This window comes from Lentibacter algarum (assembly GCF_040580765.1).
Classification (GTDB): domain Bacteria; phylum Pseudomonadota; class Alphaproteobacteria; order Rhodobacterales; family Rhodobacteraceae; genus Lentibacter; species Lentibacter algarum.
In genome coordinates this window covers 3259632-3281784 of the sequence record NZ_CP158687.1, presented here as the reverse complement: position 1 = coordinate 3281784, position 22153 = coordinate 3259632, and the positions used below count along the sequence as shown (strand labels likewise).

The window sequence follows — 22153 nt, the reverse complement described above, 5'->3', positions numbered from 1 at the left end:
ATTTGTCCCGTTTCGTCCCAAGCACTAAAATCTAGCGCGCATCTACAAATAAAATATCATTCGGGCCCCTGCAGCAGGACTCCTGAACGAGCGTTCACCTAAAATGCAGCCAATACTCTAAGCTCCAGCTGAAGCTGGTCCGAGTTCAAGGCGCCATTTTTACCTTTGGACATATGACCGGAGTTTAAATTCTTGGCTCCCATACCAAGACGGAAATTCGGTCTGTCCCCCCAAAGCGAGGTGAATCGCTGGATTGAAATTAGCAACATGCTGGGCGGCCTAGCAACTTATCTTCACGCTTGACTCTCGATTCAGTGAAAAAGAATCTCACAAGCTTTTTCGTCGAACTGAAAACATTAGGAAAAACGAAAAACGGCGCCCCAGAAGGAGCGCCGTTTGAGCATAAAAAGAGCGCTTAAATTTAAGCGAGCGCTTTAACGCGTGATGTCAGGCGTGACATTTTGCGCGATGCTGTGTTCTTATGAAAAACACCTTTTGTAACGCCGCGCATCAGCTCTGGTTGTGCTGCACGAAGAGCAGCAGCTGCCGCTTCTTTGTCACCAGAAGCAATCGCTTCCTCAACTTTGCGAAGGTATGTGCGGATCCGTGAACGGCGCGCTTTGTTCACAGCGAAGCGTGCTTCATTCTGACGGGCGCGTTTTTTTGCTTGGGGCGAATTTGCCATGTGAGTGACCTCGGTTCGGTTATGATATTTCGTTAAACGCAATGCGCCCAAGAGCCGACACCGAAGTGGTGATTCTAGCCAAAGCGGGCTGCACACGCATGTATTGGAGGGCCATATACGTTAGTTTGCTGAAAATGCAAACCCTTATATATCGGCCCTGCCAGAGCCTATTTGTCGCGGAACTGTGGCTGGCGCTTTTCGCTAAACGCGGCCATGCCTTCCTTCTGATCTTCAGTCGCAAAAAGAGAGTGGAAGACGCGGCGCTCAAAGAGCAGGCCTTCGTTCAATGTCATTTCAAACGAACGGTTCGTCGCTTCTTTGATGGCCATAACAGTGATCATCGATTTCTCTGCAATCTTGCTCGCAGCACTCATCGCTTCTTTCATCAGCTCTTTGCCCGGCACAACACGGCTCACAAGCCCTGCGCGCTCTGCCTCTTCTGCATCCATAAACCGGCCCGTCAGGTTCATGTCCATTGACTTCGCCTTACCAACCGCACGCGTAAGACGCTGCGTACCGCCAAGGCCCGCCATAACACCAAGGTTGATCTCTGGTTGCCCAAACTTCGCTGTATCTGAGCAAATAATGAAGTCACACATCATCGCCAGCTCGCATCCCCCGCCCAATGCGTAGCCAGAAACGGCTGCGATAATAGGCTTCCGGATGCGCCCAATCTCATGGCTCTCAGGTGTGAAAAGGTCTTCAGTGAAGACATCCACAAAGCTCTTTTCGCTCATCATTTTGATGTCAGCACCTGCAGCAAATGCTTTCTCGCTGCCTGTGACAACAATACAGCGCACCTTCTCGTTTGTTTGCGCGTCTTTCAACGCCTCGACAAGCTCCGAAAGTAGCTCTGCGTTGAGCGCGTTGAGCGCGTCCGGCCGATTCAGGCGGATAAGGGCAATGTGGTCTTCCACGTCGACGATGATCGTCTCAAAAGCCATGTGATGGTCGCTTTCGCTTGTTTCACTCAGAGCCGTTTCAATATCACTCCTGTCACGCGGTTCAAGCTATCTTTGACACTGGGGGCAATAGAAGGTTGAGCGGCCAGACTGGACGATCCGCGCAATCTCTCCCTTACAATCAGGCGTCTGACAGGCAGTGCCCTCTCGGTCGTAGACTTGGAATTGATGCTGGAAATACCCAAGCTCGCCGCTGGTTTGCTTGAAATCTTTCAACGAAGACCCGCCCGCAGAAATTGCCGTTTCCAATACATCTCGCACGGCCGACACCACACGATTCAATCGCACGCGGCTCACCTGCCCCGCTTGCCGCTTCGGAGAAATTCCCGTTTTATGAAGCACTTCGCAGACATATATATTGCCAAGACCCGCGATGATCCGTTGGTCAAGCAGGGCCGATTTCATGGGCGTGCGCCGCCCTTCAAGTGCCTCGGCGAGATAGCTTTCTGAAAAAGCATTCCCCAAAGGCTCGGGCCCCAGCTTTGCAAGAAGTGGGTGGCTCTCTGCCGTGTCAGTGGACAAAAGGTCCATAGCCCCAAAACGGCGCGGATCATTAAAGGCGATCCGTGCGCCACCCTCCATCCAGATAATGACATGGTCGTGTTTTTCGAGCTTAGGATGTTCATGAACGAACTGCCCCAATGGGTCGCCCGAAACGGTCATCCGGCCAGACATACCCAAATGGATGAGAAGTGATTCCCCACTGCTCAAATCAGCAAGAATATATTTTGAACGGCGCCGGAGCCTTAGAACCTCTTGCCCCACAAGCCGTTCGGCCATTCGCTCTGGAAATGGCCAACGTAGATCGGGGCGATTAACATCGACACGAGCAATCCGAACCCCCTCCATTGAAGGCACAAGGCCTCGTCTCACGGTTTCAACTTCGGGAAGTTCAGGCATGGACCGCTCGCTTTGCTCTTTTAGTGCCATTTCAGCGCATTGTGCGCACCACATCGGCACTATATGAGAAGGGAGTACAGCAAACGGCAAGGCCCATGTCAGAGAAAACAACACATTTCGGCTTTCAAACCGTCCCCGAGTCAGAAAAAGCGGGGCGCGTTCAAGGTATCTTCGGCTCTGTTGCGTCAAAGTATGACGTCATGAATGACGCAATGAGCCTTGGGATCCACCGTGTTTGGAAAGACGCCATGATGGACTGGCTCGCACCACGTGCCGGCCAACGCTTGCTTGATGTTGCTGGTGGTACAGGTGACATATCCTTTCGGTTTCTTGCGCGCGCAGGAGACGCTGAGGCGGTGGTCTGCGACCTGACAGAGCCCATGCTTGTTGAGGGGCGAAAGCGCGCAGAAGCCGAGCAAATGGCGAACCAGCTGAGCTGGGTTGTAGGCGACGCGATGGCACTGCCCTTCCCTGACAACAGCTTTGATGTCTACACTATCTCCTTTGGGATCAGAAATGTAACGCGCCCCCAAGACGCACTAGCAGAGGCTTTTCGTGTCCTGCGCCCGGGTGGGAGGCTTATGGTACTTGAGTTCAGTCAGATACCAAACGATCTGATGCAAAAAGCTTACGACCTTTATTCATTTAACATTATTCCCCGCCTTGGCGAAGCCATCGCTGGCGACAGGGACAGCTATCAATATCTTGTCGAGTCGATCCGACGCTTTCCTGACCAAGACACCTTCCTCCAGATGATCAAGGATGCTGGCTTTGAAAACGCGAGCTATCGCAACCTCAGCCTTGGCATCGCCGCTCTCCATTCGGGATGGAAGATTTGAAGGGTCCCCACAATATCTTTCGAATGATCCGGATGGGCGCCACGCTCGAGCGCACTGGCGCAATGCCCGTGGTCCTTGAGGCGTTTGACGCACCCCGTCCGCTTCGTATTCTCGCTCGCACACTGGTCTGGCCATTTAAATGGCTGGGAAAGCGCGGCGATCTTGAGCTACCGCCCCCAGCGCGGGCACTCTCGGCGCTCGGCCCTGCCTATATCAAATTTGGGCAAGTGCTTAGCACCCGTCCCGATCTTGTTGGCAATGATTTGGCGCTTCAGCTGCGCATTTTACAAGATAAGTTGCCTCCCTTCCCAACCTCGGCAGCCAAACGGATGGTCGAAGAAGAGCTCGGTCAACCACTGGAAGTAATCTTTGATGACTTCAGCGAACCAGTTGCCGCAGCTTCCATTGCTCAAGTTCACAAAGCGCGCCTTCGCGAAACAGGCGATACCGTCGCAATAAAAGTATTGCGACCACGAATTGAGCGGGCCTTTCAGCGTGACATTGACGTGTTTTACTTTGTCGCAAACTTCATTGAAGTCTTTAGTCCTGGCTCGCGCCGCCTAAAGCCACGCGATGTAATCGAGCACTTTGAGGGTGTCGTCAAAGGCGAGCTTGACCTCCGACTTGAGAGCGCCTCTGCAAGCGAATTTGCCGCAAACACCAAAGATGACGCGGGATTTACACTGCCCAAGATCATCTGGGAGCACTCCAGTCGTCGGGTAATGACCATGAGCTGGGCCGAGGGCGTCCCTTTGGGCGACAATGCGGCTATAGATGCGCTTGGGCACAATCGTGACGAGCTTGGCACACGTGTACTCCAGCTTTTTCTGAACCACGCACTTCGCGATGGCTTTTTCCACGCAGACATGCACCAAGGCAATCTTAAGGTAGCCCCAAACGGCGATATCATCGCCTTTGACTTTGGCATTATGGGTCACATTGATGACTACACCCGTCGTGTCTATGCGGAGATTCTATATGGGTTTATAAAGCGTGACTATAAACGCGTTGCTGAAGTGCATTTTGAAGCTGGCTATGTGCCCGCAGACCGAGATGTAGAAGAGTTCGCCCGGGCACTCCGCGCAGTTGGCGAACCGATTTTCGGTATGGATGCCTCTCGCATCTCGATGGGAAAGCTCTTGAGCTATCTTTTCGAAGTCACTGAACGCTTCGGAATGGAAACTCGCACGGAGCTGATATTACTGCAGCGGACGATGGTCGTTGTCGAAGGCGTCGCCAGAAGCCTTAGCCCGCAGCTCAATATCTGGGACGTGGCTCATCCAATAGTTGAGGATTATATAAAGAACGCGCTTGGCCCTCGTGCGCTTATGAATGACCTCGTCAAAACGCTGCGGGTTGTGGCCCGCTTTGGTCCACGCCTGCCCAACTTGGTCGAAAAGGCTCTCGCAGCGCAAGCCGCTTCTGCCGTTGCGCCACCACCGTCACGATTAGGCCTAAAGATAGCAACAACTGCTATTCTCAGCGCAAGCTGTGCTGGCCTCGCGGCATATTTGCTACTTTCCTGATCCCATAAATAGAGAACCAATTAAGCTTCTCGACCTTTATCCTATGAAAGTTTGATAAGTTAGGCTACTTGTTAGACCATCGTAAATAACGAGTGCAGGACATGTTAAAAGCGTACTTCTTGATAGCAATTTCTGGGCTATCTGTTTTGCCCGTTGCACTGTCCGCAGAAGAACAAACTGCGACTTGGGTGAACACCTACGGGGTGTCAGGTGGCCTTATCGACATGCCCACCGCTGAAGTTGGGCCTGACGGACGTTTGATTACCACAATTTCGCATTTTGGCGGGACCACGAAAACAAACCTGTCGTTTCAGCTCACCCCCCGTATCTCCGGCGTTTTTCGCTATTCTGGTATCAAAGGCCTCACCGCACCAGGTTCTGGGCTCTCCACATATTTCGATCGGAGCTTTGATGTTCACTATCAAATCTTTGATGAAAAGACGTATCGGCCAGCTCTCGCCGTTGGGCTGCGGGATTTCTTGGGAACAGGGCTTTATACTGGCGAGTATGTCGTTGGGACAAAATCAGTCGGGCCGAAACTACGCCTCACTGGGGGACTAGGCTGGGGGCGATTGGGAAGCCACGGTAGCTTTGCAGTCATGGGCAGTCGTCCGACACAAACTCTAGGGTCAGGTGGCATTCCTAATTACGATCGTTGGTTCAGGGGGCCGGTCGCTGGCTTCGCTGGTATAAACTACAATCACAACGATCGATTGGGCTTTTCAGTCGAATATTCATCAGACGCGTATGTTCGGGAAGATCGCAGAATTTTTGACGTCAAGTCGCCCTTCAACTTTGGGGCCAAATACAAATTCAACGACACAGTTCAGCTCAGTGCATCCTATATGTATGGTAGCGAATTCGGGCTAAACATCAGCATTTCGATCGATCCGAAAAGCTCTCCTGTGATTGGTGGCAATGATACTGCGCCACAGCCTGTCGCCGTACGCGCCTCCCAATCTGCGCAAAATCTGGGTTGGACCAATGAGGCGGAGAGACAAGACCAGATCAAAGCTGCACTCGCGACAGCCCTTGCCCGCGAAGGTATCGCACTAGAAGGCACTCGGATTGAGGGGCGATCCGCTGAGCTACTCATTCGCAATGAACGTTTTGATATCGAAAGTCAGGCTGTAGGTCGGGCCATGCGCATCATGACTCGAGTTTTGCCAGATTCAGTTGAAACGCTAAAAGTCACCTACTCAAATCAAGGTATCCCCGCTGGCTCAGTAACGATTTCACGGTCAGACATTGAAGCTCTAGAGCATGCGCCTGCGACCGATATACTGAATCGCGCTCGTTTTTCAGCCGATAGTTCCGCACTCAGCTTTGACAGTCTGGAAGGAACATACCCTAGGCTCACTTGGGGTTTAGGGCCAATCGCTAAATTCAGCGTGTTTGATCCAGATAGCCCTGTACGCGCAGACCTACTCGCGCAAATAGAGGGTCAATACCACATCGCGCCAGGCTGGGTAGCATCAGGCTCTTTTAACTATAAGCTTGGTGGTAATCTGGACGGTCTTTCCCCGAACAGAGGTGGCTTTGTCGCGATCAACCCACCCCATGCTGTACGCTCCGATGCACGCCTCTATGCTGTAGGTCGCGGACCAAAAATCGAGCATCTCACAATTGCCAAATACGGTCGACTAGGTGAGAATCTCTACGGCCGCATGACTTTTGGGTATCTAGAGCAAATGTATGCTGGTGTGTCTGGAGAAGTGCTCTGGAAGCCCGTATCTAGCCGGCTAGCACTCGCTGCCGAACTCAACTATGTGGTCCAACGCGATTTTGATCAGCGATTTGGCCTGCAAGATTACAATATCGCGACGGGTCATCTGTCTGCTTATTACGACCTTGGAAAAGGGTTTCATACACAAGTCGATGTCGGTCGCTATCTTGCGGGCGATTACGGCGCAACAGTTGCAGTCGACCGCGAGTTTGGAAATGGCTGGCGTGTTGGTGCCTATGTCACCAAGACCAATTTATCGTCAGAACGATTTGGCGAGGGATCTTTTGACAAAGGGATAAAGATCACGCTGCCTATGAGCTGGGCACTCGGAAACTCGACGCAGAAAAGTACAGAGACCGTCATTCAGTCGCTCACTCGTGACGGTGGTGCTCGCGTCAATGTTAACGGCAGGCTCTATAATACCGTTCGCGAAACGCATAGAGCTGAAATGGCCAAGACGTGGGGGAGGTTCTGGAGATGATTTCATATTTGAAATTGGGCGCACTCGTCGGCGGCATGACCCTTGCACTCGCTGCCTGCGGAAACCAACCTGATCAAGGAAGCGTTCTAAACGCTATCAAAGGTGGCGCACTCAAAAAAAGCCGTGAAACATCTGCCGTACCCACTGCAGAGGAGCTGTCACGAAACATTGGCCTCGCTCTGAAAAATACGGACAAACGTCTTGCCATCGCTGTAGTAGAAAATCGCAACAGCTTCACTTTTCTAACCGAAGTTGCAAACAATGGTGCTTATAGCACTTGGGGCTCTCCTGACAGGCGAACAATATCTGAAAAAAATGGCGTTGTAACAGCCACCCGTGGACTTGGAGCCGATCTCATGTCTGCCGAAGTTAGCAACTCTCTCGCCCTTATTGTCAATCGTCGCTCAGGAAACGCCAGCCGAACACACGTCTACCTCAACGGAGAAAATCAGGAACAGATTATGCAGCTTACCTGCTCAATCAAAGCGCTCGGGGCGGAGAGCATCGCGATTGGTGAAATCAGCGGCACAGTCACAGTGTTAGTTGAAGAATGTTCTGGACCGAACGTAGCATTCGAAAATACCTACAAAGTAACGCCATCAGGACGTATTGTTCAATCACGCCAATGGCTCGGCCCAGTCAACGGCTATCTCACCATTCAAAAACTGCGTTAACTTCGCAAACCAATAATGTCTGCAGGCGAGACCGCCTGCCCACCTGCTAACAGCAGTATGATTTGTCCATCAATCATCTGTGCTTCCTCCACCCGTTGATAGCTTTCAACTGGCGAACTGCCCAGCAACTCACCTTCTGCATAATTTTCTACTCTAAACTGATACGCGCCCGGGGCAAATGGCGACCCACCCGCACCAACTCCAGCCCAATCTACCGGTTCACCATCTAACCCCAAGGGAAGCCGTTGTACTTCTGTGTCAGTGTCATCAAAAACAACAAGAAAAGCCTCGTCGGCCAAGCGCGCAGGAAGAGGATGCAGGGTAACGGGTAAGCCCTCAAATTGGACAGGTGCTGCGGTTCTGGCATCCATACCAACCCAAGCAGAAAGCTGCGCAAGATTTGAGGCGCCCATCTGAGCCGCCAGATCTGCCAACAAATCATTCGTTTTGACCTGCTGCTCGACGGATGAAAAGCTCGCCAACTGTGACGCATATTCAGCTGAGTCCATCGGATTAAGCGGATCTTGATTCTCGGCTTGCGTCGTCAACATTTGGATGAACGTTTGAAAGTCAGACGTCACCGCATTTTGTGTTTTTGCCGAGGGCGAGTAAACCGTCGCCTGATTTAGATTGGAAGCAATTTCTACCATGATTTGTCTCTCTATATTCTTATATCAAGTCGGCCATCAGGATCACGCCACTCATAAGCCACCACTGTTTTTGGGGCTCCACCCGTCTCGTCCTGAGCGGCAACCTTAGAGTGCTCCAAGCTGGAGCCTTTGTTTTGAGAGGTGTCCTGCTCAAACGAGAAATTTGTATTTTCGAAGCCTTCCGAGAAAAGCTCCTGTGTCAAAAGCTCCGCATGACGCCGCAATGCCTCCAATGTTTCAGGCCGCTCAGCAAATATTTGAACAAGCATTTGCCCTTCACCAGGGCTCATGACAAAACGCAATCGACCAAGCTCTTTGGGATGAAGCTGAAGCTCAATTTCTCGCTTTTTATTGCTTACCAAAGCATCAACAGTGTCGCGCACAATCATTACTGCATGCTCAGCGCTCAGTGTCAGCGCATTCTGCCCCACAGCTTGCCCAAACGAGCGATTAACTTCTGCTTGTGAAACTAAAGCCATCGCCTCCAAAGAGATAAAATCACGCTCGTAGCCATGTCGCGGCAAAGGGGATTGCAGCTGTGGCCCCATAGACAGGACTTCTGCTTGAGAAGTCACTTGCACAGGAAAAATCTGCATGTCTTTGAATGTTGAAGGATGCTTGATCTGATCCCTCACGGATTGGCCCGCTGCCTCAACGTACAAGGCTGTCACACCATTTTTTGTTTCCTCGTGCGACGCGGCAGGCAGATTGAAGAGAACGCTCTCTGTGTTGGCAATGCCCACAACCAAGGCCGGCACTGCTTTTGAAGGTGAATTTTGCAGCTCTAATCCCATAGAAGGTCTCGGCTGACTCGGCTCTATCTGCTGTTTTAGAGGCGGCACCACAACACCAGTTTTTGGACTGACCTCGGCAAATCCAATTGAGCGCTGCAGAGGCACGTCGATCGATCCTGTTTTGCGTATTTCACCGGAAACAACCTCACCTACATGAGCAGATTTGACGCTCAGGCCTCCCGTGTGCGACCCTGCTTCCAACTCATTCACTGTGACCGCAGCTGCACTCGGCAAACTATGTAAAGCGCTCTCGAATTCTCGACCCAGCTTTGAACTCTGTGTACCATCGATACTCTTCGCGTTGTCGAAAGGGCCTACATCAAAAACCCTCGCCCCCTCGTCTATGGCAAGCGCTCCTCTCACAGTTGCCTCAGTAGCTTTCTCAGTGCGGGCATCAAGATCACTCCCAACCGATATCTCCACATCGGTAAGATATTGCACCACACTTGACGGCTCTCGACCAGCCTGAGGCCCCAACTCACCAATAAGTCGTGCATCAAAGTGCTGGCGACCAAAGGTCTGAAATTGCTGCTGAACTGCCGAAATACGCGCTTCAAAATCACCCGTCCCTTCGCTTGAGTGACCAAGCCCAACCTCAGCTTCAAAGCGAATATCGTTCTGCCCGTCTTGCACCTTGTTGAAGGCTGGTGCGATGTGCGGACTTACGGGTGGTTCTGGTTCCAGTATCATCGTTTCTTTGGGTTGCTCGGCGCTCGGCGACACAAATTCTCGTGTGTCTGCAAGTACCTGCACCGCCTCAACCTCGCTCAGCACCAAGCGCGTCTCTAAGTCTTTGGTCTTCTCGGCATCAATCGATGACCCTACCTTGCCTTCGACAGGCGTGCGCAAGTCAGCCCCGTGCTCAAACACCTCTGCAAATGCGACCGCACTGGCTCCATCGATGGCGCTCTCTGCGTCAATCTTTGGCGCCTCATTCGTCTCATTCAATGCGCGCGTGTGGTGTGGGTTCGAAGCAATTTGCATCATCTATTTAGGCCTCGGGAATTCTTCCTACGCCTAGACAATCCCATACAGCGGTTACCACATCTTTACCGTTTGCAGCCTACAAACGAGATTATCCAAAGAATTGGAGGTAAATCGGTGACAGATTTGAAAGCCCTCGCGCTTAGCCTAGGCACAATGCCTGAGCGATCAACTGGGCAAACACAAAAACTCCACGAAGCTGCCAAAAACTTGGAAGCCAGCTTTCTTGCAGAGATGCTCAAGGCAGCTGGCGTTGGCAAAACACGTGAGGCCTTCGGCGGTGGAGCAGGTGAAGAGCACTTCGCATCTTTCTTGGCTGAAGCACACGCCAAAAACCTTGTCGACCGGGGCGGCATTGGCCTCGCCGAGTCCATTTTCAACGCATTAAAGGAGAGACAAAATGCGCAATCGCACACCGAATGATCTCGTCAGTCAAATTGAGTCATTGCTCGAAAAAGAGCACAATGCCCTCGTGAACGGCAAACTTGATGCATTGGTCAAACTGCTCGAACAAAAGCAATCCCTCATCGATGCCCTCAATGCCGCTCCCTTCACGGAGATCGGTGCGCTCCAAGCGCTCCAAGCCAAAGCCATTCGAAACCAAGCCATGCTCGAAAGCGCCACGCGAGGGATCAAATCTGTGTCCAATAGACTTTCGACTCTACAAAAGGTCCGCAAGAGTTTGGAGACCTATGACGCCCGCGGCCAAAAGCAGACAATTCGCGGCAGTCAGAAAACCACATTGGAGAAGCGAGCGTGAGAGTTTTATCTCAAATGCGGAAGACTTCGGCGAGCGCTATTAGGACTTCGTTAGGTTCTACAACAGCATGATGTTCCTGCATCCGATAATCGGGTGGCGCAGCTTGGTAATGCTACGCGGCTGCACACGTCAGAACGGCATAACCCGCCCCAAACAGGGCGAACTTTAGGTGGGCGCAAAGCGCCTCGTGTCAAAAGGAACTCAAGACATGTCAAGTATTCTGACAAACAACAGTGCAATGGTCGCTCTTCAAACCCTGAAGGGTATCAACTCAAATCTCTCAGATGTGCAAAGCCAAATCTCAACTGGCAAAACCGTCAGTTCAGCAAAAGACAACTCCGCTGTCTGGGCGATTTCAAAGGTTATGGAATCAGACGTAAACGGCTTCAAAGCCATCTCAGACAGCCTAGCACTCGGTGAATCTTCAGTCGCCGTTGCTAGAAATGCGGCCGAGACGATCACTGATCTTCTGACCGATATGAAAACCAAGATCGTAGCGGCCCAAGGCGAAAACGTTGACCGAACAAAAATCAACACTGACGTTACTGCGCTCAAAGAACAGATCGCATCTGTTGTGTCAGCGGCTCAGTTCAACGGTCTGAACCTTGTAGATGGTACAACAGCCTCGGTCAACGTGCTGTCATCTTTAGACCGGTCTTCTTCAGGCGTAGATGCGAGCAACATTGCCGTTACCGGACAGAACCTCTCAACAGGGGGCTATACTGCAAAGGCAGCGTTCGTGACAGGCGCAGCAACAAACGGCGTTTCAGCTACTCTTGATAGCTTTGGCTTTGCACTTGATGCAACAGGTGGCGCAGCGGATGATGCCGCGATTACAATCGCAACAACAGCATTCGCAGCAGGAGATAGCATTTCGATGCGCCTCGGCGATACAGATATCTCTTACACGATCACTGCTGAAGACGTTGCTTCAACGACAACACGCGATGTTGTTGCCTTGGGCCTAAAGACCGCAATCGAAGCAACAGGGCTCGACGTTACTGTAGACTATGACAGTGGTACTCCCGGCGAGTTGGCAATTACAAACAACGGCGCGACAAGCCTTGCCGTGAGTGGCCAGTTCATGAACGCCAACGCAGGTGGCCTCGGCGCATTGACAGCGATTGACGTATCAAGCTCTTCTGGCGCCACAGCTGCTCTGGGTTCAATCGAAACGCTGATTGGCACAGCAATCAATGCGGCCGCTTCATTTGGCTCCGCCGAGGGACGTATTAACACGCAAGCTGATTTCATTTCCAGTCTGACAGACTCTTTGAAGTCAGGCATTGGAGCGATGGTTGATACCGATATGGAAGAGGCCTCAGCGCGTCTGCAAGCCCTTCAAGTCCAACAGCAACTCGGTGTTCAATCGCTCTCAATTGCGAACCAGGCACCGCAAGCTCTGCTCTCGCTCTTCCGCTAACAGGAATAGCTCTTGGGTGCGCAGGAAGCTGCGCACCCAATCTAGAATCGCGTGTCACATAAGAATTATAACGACGAGGCTGAGCAATGAACGCCCACTCCCAAGCCATCGCGGGCTATACGACCCAAAATGCACCAATTCGAACCAATCGAGGCACAGAATACGAAGTTTTCTCCAAAATCACTAACAATCTGAGAACCGCCGCCCTGCAAGGCAAGCAAGGTTTCCCTGCTCTAGCCGATGCCATTCATAAGAATCGAAAGCTCTGGACGATCCTTGCAACGGAAGTTGCTGGAGACGGCAACACGCTCTCAAAAGATTTACGCGCCCGCATTTTTTACTTAGCGGAGTTCACTCAGAACTACTCCCCAAAGGTATTGAGATCAGGCGCAAGCGTCGCGCCTCTTATCGAAATCAATGCAGCCATAATGCGCGGCTTAGCTGGCGGAGGCTCAAAATGAGCGGACTTATTCTGAAACTAGGGCCACGCGAACGCGTCTTGATCAACGGTGCGGTTATTGAGAACGGTGACAAGCGTTCTCGCCTTGCAATCTGTCCGTCGTCATATAAAGTTGGACATCAGATCGGCTTGAGCACAGGAGGCTCTGGTTCGTTCGTGTGATTGATTATGCTGCTTGTTTTTGATGTTGCAAGCGGCGTTGGCGGATTGTTTGGCTTTTGATCTTCTCCCTTTCCCTCAAAATGGCTTTGTCGCGCCCGAAGTAGACGTCAGCGGGTGTGACGTTGTTCAGGCTCTCGTGGTAGCGCTGGTTGTTGTAATACTCGACAAAAGCCCCGATCTGACGCTCGAGATCGCCGGGCAGGTAATAGTTTTCCAGCAGAACACGGTTCTTCATGGTCTGGTGCCAGCGCTCGATCTTACCTTGCGTTTGCGGGTGGAGCGGTGCTCCGCGAACGTGATCCATTCTTTGCCCTTCCAGCCACTCAGCCAGATCGCCAGAGATGTAGCAGGAGCCGTTATCGCTGAGCAGGCGCGGCTTGTGCCGAACAGTGGCTTGATCACAACCGGATGCAGCCAATGCCAGCTCGATCGTGTCTGTTACGTCCTCAGCACGCATATTTGTGCAGAGTTTCCATGCAATGATGTAGCGGCTGTAATCGTCCAGGATTGTGCTCAGATAATACCAGCCCCAGCCGATGATCTTAAAGTAGGTAAAATCAGTCTGCCACATCTCGTTGATAGCTGTGGTTTTGTCTGTGAACTCGTCAGCAGCCTTGATCACCACATAATCAGGCGCAGTGATCAGGTCAGCTGCTTTTAGAATGCGGTAAGCTGATGATTCAGAGACAAAATACCGCTTCTCATCCGTGTATTTGACGGCAAGCTCGCGTGTCGACAACGCCTCGTGCTCCAATGCAAACTCGATCAAATCATCGCGCCTGACGTCTGGGATACGGTTCCAGACAGACTTGGGACGCGGCGAATGATCCGCCAACGCGTCCAGACCACCATCGAGATAAAGATCGTACCATCGATAAAATGTGCTGCGCGGAATGCACAGCATATCAAGCGTCTGTTTGACTGGCAGGTGTGAGCCTTCGACGGTGCGGATGATCTCAAGCTTCTCGGATGCTGGATACCTCATTCCTCGTATCCCCCATTTCCTGTCATGCTTTTTTTGAGCAGCCGGTTTTCAAGAGTCAGATCCGCCACGCACTCTTTCAATGCCAGCGACTCTGAACGCAGCTCCTTCACTTCTGGCGACGTCGCCTGACGCGCAGTGTCCCCAGACAGACGTCGCTTGCCTGCCTCAAGGAATTCCTTAGACCAGCTATAATACAGGCTCTCAGCGATCCCCTCACGACGGCACAACACAGAAATACTTTCCTCGCCACGCAGACCTGCCAAAACAATGCGGATCTTCTCCTCCGCTGAATAAGTTTGCCGTGTCTTGCGGCGGATGTTCTTAACCACCTTGTCGGCGGCATCTTTCGATGTGGTAGGCTTCTTTGTCATCTCGATCTCCTAATCGATAAGATGAACCAGAAATCCTCCGTTGTTCAAATGCTCAGATCTGTCCAGCAGGGGCTGACGTCAGACAGCTTTTACACGCAAGGCTTCAACATCCGTACCATGAAGTCCAAGAAGTTCCGCCTCTGCTTGACGCATCCGTCCAAGCCCTAGAGCCGCTTCCGCTCGCAACAGTTTGCGCTCTCGCCCCATCTCTGGCTGAGTCGCCGATGACAAATAAACCAAAGCACGACCCGCAAACCCAAGATCAATCAAACGACGTGCAGCCTCATGTTCTGCTACGCTCGAAAATTGAAGCTTCTCAGCTTCAGGTGAAAAAGCATACTCCAAAAAAAGAACATCATCTGGCGTTTGGCTCAAACGAGTCAAAACAAAACTGGCAGAATCGATTAACTTGTCTTGCTCGACCTTAGAAGTCAGAAGGGCCAACTCCAAAAAACTTTCGTCAAAATTTCCGGCGGAGGCCCTCGCCAGCACAGCAGAAAGAGCGAGATTTGGACCAATCGGATCTTGCCGATATTCAAGTGCGAAAGCTTCAATCAAATCGATGTCTCCAACAGGCACACTTGCTTCCTGATCGACGAGCATATCAATCTTCTGAGCCAAAGCCTTGGGCGCATCTTCACGATTGGCTGCAATCACCTTTTCAAGCTCTCCGGCCGCACTCTCTGGTTCTCCCGCGACTAACTCTGCCTGAGCGGATACCAGCGCTACATTTATGACGTCGTCAGGCTGACCGCGTTCCATATGGCGCACGACATCTGATAGCAGCCTTTCCTCTCCAATCGATTGCAATCGGGCAGTCAGAAATGGGCCCAGATGGGCTCGAAGCTGAGCGGGCAGTGCGCTGAAACTACGGATCACAGACGATTTGTTTAAAGGCATGTCAGACCTTGTTTGCGCTCCAGCCAGCAGAGCCCAGAATGAGGCAGGCGTCTCACAATCTAGGTACCAAGTCGCTGGCATTTCACCAGTCAGGACTCCATCTTCAACAATGTCTGCCATCGCAAAAAGATACGTGTTCGCTTCTTGCAAAACGACTACGTTTAATACTTGAGCCGCCTCTATTCCGAGGCCGTAGCCTATGTACGCCTGAGCCAGAGTCTGTGCCGCAACGGGATCTGGTTTGTCGAACTCACCAAAGAGCTGCGTCCGCAACATGCCTGTCTGCTTTCCAAAGCCCTCGTCACTTACCCAGTCTTGCAACGCAAGCAGCTCGTCCTCCATACAACGCTGGCCGTTGCGGTTAATAATTAAGGTTTCTTGAGACAACAAGAAGTCACGGTCTGCACTGGAGAAGGCACGTATATTTTGCCCATCCGGTACCTTTGCAAGACTCGCAGGGACGTTCTCTACGATACTGTCCTGATCGGCTTTTTTCGGAAACTTCTCAACCTCAGGCAATGTCAAATGAGGCTCGACAAGCCCTTGCGATGCGACTCGGCCCATTTCCGTCAACAAACTGCGCTCGACATCTCGGCTACGCCGAGCACGATCAATCTGCTCTTCAAACAGCTGGGAGCTCTCAGCTCCCAAATTTGCCATATCAATTGACTGGGTTTTGCTTGCAGTATCGTTCGGTAAGATGAGGGGGAGTTGAAAGCCAGACACGTCACGAGAAGGTTGCTGTACGGTCGCAACGTTACTTTCTTCTGACGTGGGCGAGACACCTGTCACAGGATTGGCGCCAGGACTCCCATAGAAATCAATAACCAGCATTGTTTGGCTGGCGTAAAAACTCTGCACCTCGCACTCGCAATTGAGAGCCACTGCTAGAGTGGCAGGCTCTTGCCCAACATTGACGGCCAACACACGCCCAGCACTCAACCTTTGCATCGCAGACGAAACTTCAAAGTTTGGCGTAAGACCTTCAAGTGTGAGGATCATCGCGTCCTCTTTCACAATACTCCAAGCGACTTTTCTCGGCAGATCAAGCACAAGGCGTGTAAACCCGTCATGCTCACCACCACGCACAGTAACTGTTTGCCCAACAGACGCGATGGGGAGAAGCACAAAGCAAACAGCCAGCCATATTCGCTTCATGCTGCGCCCTGCTTAAGTTCTTTCAGGGCCTCTTCAAGTTCGGTGAAGCTTGGTCGGCAATGAGATGGCGTATTTTGACGGCCCACTTCAATACAAATATTAGTGGAGTGATTATGCAAATTCGCGACAAGAACTTCGCGGATAAGCTGATAGAAATGCGCGTCTTCCTCCACAACGGTTTTCACCTTTGCAGAGAATGGGCCAACAAGTCCGTAAGCTAAAAAAACCCCCAGAAATGTCCCAACAAGAGCGCCGCCGATCATCTTACCCAGCACTTCAGGAGGCTGATCAATTGAGGCCATTGTCTTGATCACTCCCAAAACTGCAGCGACAATACCAAGCGCAGGCAGGCCATCGGCGACAGTTTGAAGTGCGTGACTAGAGTGCAGCGCATGATGTAAATTTGCGTCCATACGCTTTTCTAAAACCTCTTCAACTTGATGAGGATCATCATAGTTCATGGAGGCCGAACGCATCGTATCGCTTATAAGGTCGACCGCTTCCCGATCTGTCAGAATCTTAGGGTATTTGGAAAAGATGGAGGATTGGTCTGGGTCTTCGATATGCTCTTCGATCGCAACAGGGTTCGCTCGGGCAAGACGGATCAATTCAAACAAAAGGCAGAGCAAGTCCTTGTAGTCCTCATGCTTCCATTTTGGCCCCTTAAATACCTTACCCATGTCTTTGAGCGTGTGCTTAACGGCCGCCATGTCATTTGATATCAGAAAGGCTCCTACAGCCGCTCCACCAATCATCATCATTTCGAAAGGCAGCGACTTCAGAATAATGCCCAGCTTGCCTCCAGCAAGAATATACCCGCCGAAAACCATTATAAAAATTACGGCAATCCCGATAAGACCGACCATCTGCACTCACCTCGTTACGTTCTTGCTACTATACTGCGCAGGAAGTTAAAAAAGCCTCACTCCTTGGGAACGTTCGCATTTCGGCCCGCTAGGATAACACTAATTGAATATGCCCGCTCAGCCGAAAGCCCTGCCATAATTGAAGCCGCTGAAGCAGGCTTCATCCGCCCCAAAAATCCGGCAGAAAACTCAGGTGCCATTTGTTCAAATAACGCCGCCGCATCCTTGGGTTTCATATTTTCGTAAACTGTTGTGAGTTGCGTCAAATCTGTTTCCGCGGCCGAGTCAGCAAGAGCAAGCGTTGCCCGCAAATCAGCCTCAGCTTTCGTTAATGCAGCAAGCTTTTCATCGATTTTCTGATCAGCCACCGCGAGAGCCTGCATTCTTTTTTGCAGCTTCAGCTCTTGTGTTGCAATGCGCTCTTCACGCTCACGAAACGCAACCAACATACCGTCGAGGTCGCCCACTGTTTCGCAAGCAGTATCTGAAGACGATTTTACTTCGGAGGGAGTATGTGACTTCTCCAGGGCAATGGCTTCGCTGGCAGTGAGGCCAATACGAAGCACGGCTGATCCAATAAGCAAAGCCGCGATCGTAAACAAAGCGCCGCGCTGGGGGCGTGCTGCGCGGGGAGCAACCCACTTCATCATTGCGCCCGCTCCTCAGGCACACGCCGCATAAAGATCGGCTCCACAACCGCATCTGCTACAGGTCCAGCAGCCCGAATTGGCTCTTGCGGCAAATCATGCATAGACGCCACAAGAAGCTCCAACCGCTGGGCTACATTCTCAGCCCGATCCGTCAAGCCGTCTAGCGAGCCAGTAGACGCCGCAGCTGTCACCCGTGCGGTTTCCAGTGTTCGGGTCAGGTCATCCACCTGCGCAGACAGCACGGCCACTGCGCCCCCGACGCCTTTCTCCAAGTCATTAAACCGAGCCAGACGGCGCGCCAAAACGTAGCAATATACGCCCGCCCCCAAAGCTCCGCCGACCAAGAGAACATCAGCCAAAAATTCCATCACATCTTCCTCAATTCAGAACAAATTCCATAATCAGCAGATCATTTACCCTGCCCTCCCCAACAACCAGCTGCACACGGCGCAACATCTGTCCACGCAAACGCACGAGCGCTGAAGCATTCTTCAAATCGTCAAGTTCAACTGCGCGCAGATAGCTGTTCAGAACATCCGTGATTCGCGGTAGCAGTTTTTCGACGTCAGCCTCATAGCGGCCAGGAGTTTCAAGTTGCGCCCGAAACCTCAGAAACCTGTCTCGACCATCGTCCAGCAGCGAAACAGTCAGCGGATCAACTTCCACAAAAGCGATGTCAGGTAGCTTCTCCAGATGCTCAATTTCCGCCTCTTTTTCATGGCTTTCAGCGCCAAATAGCATACCTGAGTAGACCGCAAAGAAGCCACCGCCGCCGCCCACAAGAGCCAGCACTAAGCCTATAATCAGCGGGAGCTTTGATTTCTTTTTTGGCTCTTCTTCTGGCGTATCGTCGTCTGCCATCTCGTCCTCTCAGGTATTTTCACAAAACCTCTATAACCTCATCGGCCCTAACCGATTGTTAAGCCTGATCGGTCAAATTGGTCTCGAAACGGGCAGAAGCCCAAATATAGGAGAGGCATCCTTGGAGCAGCTACAGAACGTATTTGCATCTACCGATCTACGCCGCAAAATCATCGCAGGACTGGCAGCGGCTGGGATGTTTGCGGCGATTCTGGCGATGACGAACCTTGCATCCAAACCAAGTCTAACACTGCTCTATTCAGGCTTGGAGACAAGTCAGGCGGGCGAGATCGTCAAGTCTCTAGAGGCGCGTGGGGTAACTTATGATATCCGCGGTGGCTCCATCTTTGTCGAAGCCGCCCAGCGCGATGCCCTACGGATGACGCTTGCAAGCGAAGGCCTCCCTGCAAATAACACCAAGGGCTACGAACTCCTCGATTCTCTGAATGGGTTCGGAACCACAGCCCAAATGTTTGATGCAGCCTACTGGCGCGCCAAAGAAGGAGAGCTGGCCCGTACAATCGCAGCAAGTCCACTTGTTTCAACGGCTCGGGTGCATATTGCAAATAGTTCACGCAACCCCTTCCAGAAGAACGCGGAGCCATCCGCCTCAGTCTCGGTTACAGCCACAGATGGCGCAATGCCAGCCAATCACGCAAAGGCTCTGCGCTACTTGGTCGCCTCTGCCGTGGCAGGCCTTTCGCCTGACAATGTCACTGTGATTGACGATAAAGGCGGCCTTATCGGGACGAGCGACGAAGTCGCCACATCCGGCGCGGGCCAAGATAAAGCCGAAGCTCTGCGCGCCAAAGTCCAAAACCTGATCGAAGCGCGTGTTGGCTATGGCAATGCCGTGGTCGAAGTCAGCGTTGATACCATAACCGAAACTGAATCTATCCGTGAAACCCTGATAGATCCTGAAAGCCGCGTCGCCATAAGCACCGATACGGAAGAGCGTTCTGGAAATTCAACAGAAGCTGCGGGTGGCGATGTCACAGTCGCCTCCAACCTTCCAGACGGCGCAGCCGGTGGCGGCGGTGATGGTAATTCGAGCCAAAACACCGAAACACGCGAACGGGTGAACTATGAAGTCTCTGAAACACTGCGAGAAGTCACCCGTGCCGCAGGAGCGATCAAACGCCTCAGTGTGGCCGTTCTTGTCAATGGAACAGAAATCACAAATGCAGAAGGCCAAACCGTCTTTGAGCCACGCTCCGCTGCAGAACTCGAAACTCTCAAAGAATTGGTCTCTTCAGCTGTCGGATATGATGAAGCACGGGGCGATGTCATCACGCTCAAGTCGCTCCAGTTTCAGCCGCTCGATACAGTTGGAACGGCTGCAACATCTTCCTTCATGAGCTCAATGGCTTTGGATGTCATGTCACTCATCCAAATTGGTGTTCTTGCACTTGTTGCTCTTGTTTTGGGTCTCTTCGTATTGCGCCCAATCCTGACGAAGCCAGCCCCAGCGACAAGCCTCTCACCAACCCAAAGCCTCGGCTACACACCAGATGGTGCACAGCCCCTCAATGGAGAAATCGCAAGCGAAAATGAAGGCCTCGGCGCAGTCGATTTCGCCAATCAGAACGCTCTGCCTGATACGGTTTCCACTCTCGAGGAAGACCCTGTTGAACGGCTTCGTAACCTCATCGCGGAGCGCCAAGACGAAACTGTCCAAATCTTGAGAAGCTGGCTAGAAAACAAAGAAGAGAAAGCCTAATGACAATCTCCCATTTGTTGGAAACCTTCGAAGACTTCGGCAGCGTCACCGCGACAGGCCAAAGCTCTGATGACAAAAGGACCGACCACGAGCTTGCAGTCTATGAACGCGGCTACAAGGCAGGCTGGGACGATGCGACAACGGCTGCAGAAAAATCTAGTGCAGCTTTGAGCGAACATTTCGCGCAAAACGTGAGTGATCTGTCTTTCACATACCATGAAGCCTATACAGCGGTGCTGCGCTCTCTTGAGCCATTGGTGCGCCAGCTAATTGAGACAACCCTTCCAGATCTTGCAATCGCGGGTTTAGGGCAAACGCTTGCCGCCGAGGTCACCAAAATCGCCAGGGCCCATGCGGGAAGTCAAGTTACGATCAACTGTCATTCCAGTAAGAGAGCAATGCTACAAGCGGCGCTTCCAACCGATCTCAGCCTTGATTTATCACTGTTGGCAGACGCGAGCCTATCACCAGACCAAGTTTTCATGAGGTTCGGCGGTGTAGAGCGCGAAATCGACATCACTCGCTTTGCGACACAATCCAAAAATCTGATCCACAACTTTTTTGAAGACATAAAAAGGGAGCCAAACAATGGCTGACACATCCGACGCGCCTAAGCCAGATTGCGGCGGGCCTTTCTCGACAGTTCCCATAGAGCTAACAGTTTCCGTCGGCCGCGCTCGGCCGTTGATCCGAGATTTGTTGGCACTGGGAGAAGATGCAATCCTCCCGCTAGATACGCGGGTCGACGATCCTGTTGAGCTTTTCGTTGGCGACAGACTCGTCGCGCGCGGCGAACTGCAAGAACTGGAAGGAGAAGAGGCTGGGCAACTCGCTGTTCGCATTACGGAAATCGCAGACGCCGGAAAGCCGTTACTCTGATGCTCCTGCGCATATCAGCCATCCTCACGCTGGCGGCCCTCTTTGTGGTCGCGGCTGGGCCCCTCCTGGCCCAGGAGTTCAGCGTGTCTCTTGGCGATGGGGCCTCCCTGTCTGGGCGTTCGGTTCAGTTGATTCTGCTGATAACTGTTTTGAGTATTGCTCCAGGCCTTGCCATCATGGTGACCTGCTTTCCCTTTCTGGTCACAGTACTCTCCATACTGCGCCAAGCGATAGGCCTGCAACAATCGCCGCCCAACATGCTTCTCGTAAGCCTCGCAATGTTTTTGACATACTTCATCATGGAGCCTGTGTTCATACAGGCTTGGACAGACGGCATTGAGCCACTGACACGCGAAGAGATCACAATGGCCGAAGCCTTTCCAAAAGTGGCTGACCCGTTTCGTACCTTTATGCTCGGCCGAATCGATCCCGAGACATTCGCCTCCATAGCATCGCTTCGCCCCGAGATTGCGTCACTAAGTCCCAGCGCAGACGCTCCGCTCTCTGTACTTGTTCCAAGCTTTATGCTTTCCGAAGTCGCGCGCGCCTTTCAAGTCGGCTTTCTGATCTTTGTTCCATTTCTGGTCATCGACCTGGTCGTCGCAGCAATCCTTATGTCGATGGGTATGATGATGGTTCCGCCTGCCGTCGTGGCCCTGCCCTTCAAGCTTTCGTTCTTTGTGCTAGCCGACGGTTGGCGTTTGCTAACGGAGGGGCTTGTACGGAGTTATTTCTAG

At 52.2% G+C, this 22153-nt stretch carries 23 protein-coding genes and 1 pseudogene; 13 read left to right on the top strand and 11 right to left on the bottom strand.

Features of this window, described 5'->3' with window-relative positions:
• Positions 1-421: 421 nt before the first annotated feature.
• From rpsT to mutM, 3 genes are all read right to left on the bottom strand, one after another.
• Positions 422-685, bottom strand: a complete 264-nt coding sequence (gene rpsT / locus DSM117340_RS16315; protein WP_089886835.1) for a 30S ribosomal protein S20 — start codon at positions 683-685, stop codon at positions 422-424.
• A 167-nt stretch (positions 686-852) separates the two neighbouring features.
• Positions 853-1629, bottom strand: coding sequence for an enoyl-CoA hydratase (locus DSM117340_RS16310; RefSeq protein WP_089886833.1), 777 nt, complete (start codon positions 1627-1629; stop codon positions 853-855).
• A 66-nt stretch (positions 1630-1695) separates the two neighbouring features.
• Positions 1696-2547 carry a bifunctional DNA-formamidopyrimidine glycosylase/DNA-(apurinic or apyrimidinic site) lyase gene (gene mutM / locus DSM117340_RS16305; RefSeq protein WP_089888797.1) on the bottom strand — a complete coding sequence of 284 codons (852 nt, stop codon included), beginning with the start codon at positions 2545-2547 and terminating at the stop codon, positions 1696-1698.
• Between the two features lie 95 nt (positions 2548-2642).
• Between mutM and ubiE the strand changes: the two genes are divergently transcribed.
• The 4 genes from ubiE to DSM117340_RS16285 all read left to right on the top strand — a co-directional run bounded on the left by ubiE (position 2643) and on the right by DSM117340_RS16285 (position 7793).
• Positions 2643-3386, top strand: coding sequence for a bifunctional demethylmenaquinone methyltransferase/2-methoxy-6-polyprenyl-1,4-benzoquinol methylase UbiE (gene ubiE, locus DSM117340_RS16300; RefSeq protein ID WP_089886832.1), 744 nt, complete (start codon positions 2643-2645; stop codon positions 3384-3386).
• Positions 3383-4912 carry a 2-polyprenylphenol 6-hydroxylase gene (gene ubiB, locus DSM117340_RS16295; protein WP_089888795.1) on the top strand — a complete coding sequence of 510 codons (1530 nt, stop codon included), beginning with the start codon at positions 3383-3385 and terminating at the stop codon, positions 4910-4912. The genes ubiE and ubiB overlap by 4 nt, the downstream gene beginning before the upstream one ends.
• Before the next feature lie 101 nt (positions 4913-5013).
• The gene (locus tag DSM117340_RS16290; protein ID WP_089886831.1) at positions 5014-7119 is read left to right on the top strand and encodes a YjbH domain-containing protein; all 2106 of its coding nucleotides are present in this window, start codon (positions 5014-5016) and stop codon (positions 7117-7119) included.
• The gene (locus DSM117340_RS16285; protein WP_089886829.1) at positions 7116-7793 is read left to right on the top strand and encodes a YjbF family lipoprotein; all 678 of its coding nucleotides are present in this window, start codon (positions 7116-7118) and stop codon (positions 7791-7793) included. Before DSM117340_RS16290 ends, DSM117340_RS16285 begins: the two co-directional genes overlap by 4 nt.
• On the opposite strand, the gene DSM117340_RS16280 is transcribed toward DSM117340_RS16285, so the two are convergent.
• Together DSM117340_RS16280 and DSM117340_RS16275 are read right to left on the bottom strand one after the other, a co-directional pair.
• On the bottom strand, positions 7790-8443 hold the full coding sequence (locus DSM117340_RS16280; RefSeq protein ID WP_089886827.1) for a flagellar hook capping FlgD N-terminal domain-containing protein: 654 nt from the start codon (positions 8441-8443) through the stop codon (positions 7790-7792). The two genes, DSM117340_RS16285 and DSM117340_RS16280, sit on opposite strands and share 4 nt — an antisense overlap.
• Positions 8444-8454: 11 nt before the next feature.
• Entirely contained in the window at positions 8455-10224 is a 1770-nt protein-coding gene (locus DSM117340_RS16275) for a flagellar hook-length control protein FliK (protein ID WP_354689828.1), read from the bottom strand.
• 114 nt (positions 10225-10338) lie between these two features.
• On the opposite strand from DSM117340_RS16275, the gene DSM117340_RS16270 reads away from it, so the two are divergent.
• The 5 genes and pseudogenes from DSM117340_RS16270 to DSM117340_RS16250 form a co-directional block, all read left to right on the top strand.
• Positions 10339-10644 carry a rod-binding protein gene (locus DSM117340_RS16270; protein WP_333908514.1) on the top strand — a complete coding sequence of 102 codons (306 nt, stop codon included), beginning with the start codon at positions 10339-10341 and terminating at the stop codon, positions 10642-10644.
• Positions 10622-10981, top strand: coding sequence for a flagellar biosynthesis protein FlgN (locus DSM117340_RS16265; RefSeq protein ID WP_271437577.1), 360 nt, complete (start codon positions 10622-10624; stop codon positions 10979-10981). The genes DSM117340_RS16270 and DSM117340_RS16265 overlap by 23 nt, the downstream gene beginning before the upstream one ends.
• Positions 10982-11189: 208 nt before the next feature.
• Positions 11190-12404, top strand: coding sequence for a flagellin (locus DSM117340_RS16260; RefSeq protein WP_276990345.1), 1215 nt, complete (start codon positions 11190-11192; stop codon positions 12402-12404).
• Positions 12405-12490: 86 nt separating this feature from the next.
• Positions 12491-12865: a flagellar biosynthesis regulator FlaF gene (gene flaF / locus DSM117340_RS16255; RefSeq protein WP_276990346.1), complete on the top strand. Its 375-nt coding sequence runs from the start codon at positions 12491-12493 to the stop codon at positions 12863-12865.
• Positions 12862-12957: pseudogene (locus tag DSM117340_RS16250) on the top strand (flagellar biosynthesis repressor FlbT); the annotation flags it as partial. The gene flaF and the pseudogene DSM117340_RS16250, both read left to right, overlap by 4 nt.
• Before the next feature lie 73 nt (positions 12958-13030).
• Here DSM117340_RS16250 and DSM117340_RS16245 read toward each other — a convergent pair.
• From DSM117340_RS16245 to DSM117340_RS16220, 6 genes are all read right to left on the bottom strand, one after another.
• Positions 13031-14382 (bottom strand): IS3 family transposase gene (locus tag DSM117340_RS16245; protein WP_089894336.1). Its coding sequence is split into 2 segments (ribosomal slippage): positions 13031-14046 and positions 14046-14382, totalling 1353 coding nucleotides; the frame shifts between segments, so codons are not numbered across the junction.
• 78 nt (positions 14383-14460) lie between these two features.
• On the bottom strand, positions 14461-16284 hold the full coding sequence (locus DSM117340_RS16240) for a hypothetical protein (protein ID WP_354689827.1): 1824 nt from the start codon (positions 16282-16284) through the stop codon (positions 14461-14463).
• 152 nt (positions 16285-16436) lie between these two features.
• Entirely contained in the window at positions 16437-17306 is an 870-nt protein-coding gene (gene motA / locus DSM117340_RS16235; RefSeq protein WP_089894420.1) for a flagellar motor stator protein MotA, read from the bottom strand.
• Positions 17307-17362: 56 nt separating this feature from the next.
• Entirely contained in the window at positions 17363-17956 is a 594-nt protein-coding gene (locus DSM117340_RS16230) for a hypothetical protein (RefSeq protein ID WP_089894417.1), read from the bottom strand.
• Positions 17953-18324, bottom strand: coding sequence for a hypothetical protein (locus DSM117340_RS16225; protein ID WP_089894414.1), 372 nt, complete (start codon positions 18322-18324; stop codon positions 17953-17955). Before DSM117340_RS16225 ends, DSM117340_RS16230 begins: the two co-directional genes overlap by 4 nt.
• Before the next feature lie 10 nt (positions 18325-18334).
• The gene (locus DSM117340_RS16220) at positions 18335-18817 is read right to left on the bottom strand and encodes a flagellar basal body-associated FliL family protein (RefSeq protein ID WP_089894411.1); all 483 of its coding nucleotides are present in this window, start codon (positions 18815-18817) and stop codon (positions 18335-18337) included.
• Positions 18818-18938: 121 nt separating this feature from the next.
• On the opposite strand from DSM117340_RS16220, the gene fliF reads away from it, so the two are divergent.
• The 4 genes from fliF to fliP are packed head-to-tail and all read left to right on the top strand — an operon-like array spanning position 18939 to position 22153.
• Positions 18939-20537 (top strand): flagellar basal-body MS-ring/collar protein FliF, encoded by a 1599-nt coding sequence (fliF, locus tag DSM117340_RS16215; protein ID WP_089894409.1) that lies wholly within the window; start codon positions 18939-18941, stop codon positions 20535-20537.
• Positions 20537-21133, top strand: coding sequence for a hypothetical protein (locus tag DSM117340_RS16210; protein WP_089894404.1), 597 nt, complete (start codon positions 20537-20539; stop codon positions 21131-21133). Before fliF ends, DSM117340_RS16210 begins: the two co-directional genes overlap by 1 nt.
• The gene (locus tag DSM117340_RS16205; RefSeq protein WP_089894401.1) at positions 21126-21416 is read left to right on the top strand and encodes a FliM/FliN family flagellar motor C-terminal domain-containing protein; all 291 of its coding nucleotides are present in this window, start codon (positions 21126-21128) and stop codon (positions 21414-21416) included. Before DSM117340_RS16210 ends, DSM117340_RS16205 begins: the two co-directional genes overlap by 8 nt.
• Positions 21416-22153 carry a flagellar type III secretion system pore protein FliP gene (fliP, locus tag DSM117340_RS16200; protein WP_089894399.1) on the top strand — a complete coding sequence of 246 codons (738 nt, stop codon included), beginning with the start codon at positions 21416-21418 and terminating at the stop codon, positions 22151-22153. Before DSM117340_RS16205 ends, fliP begins: the two co-directional genes overlap by 1 nt.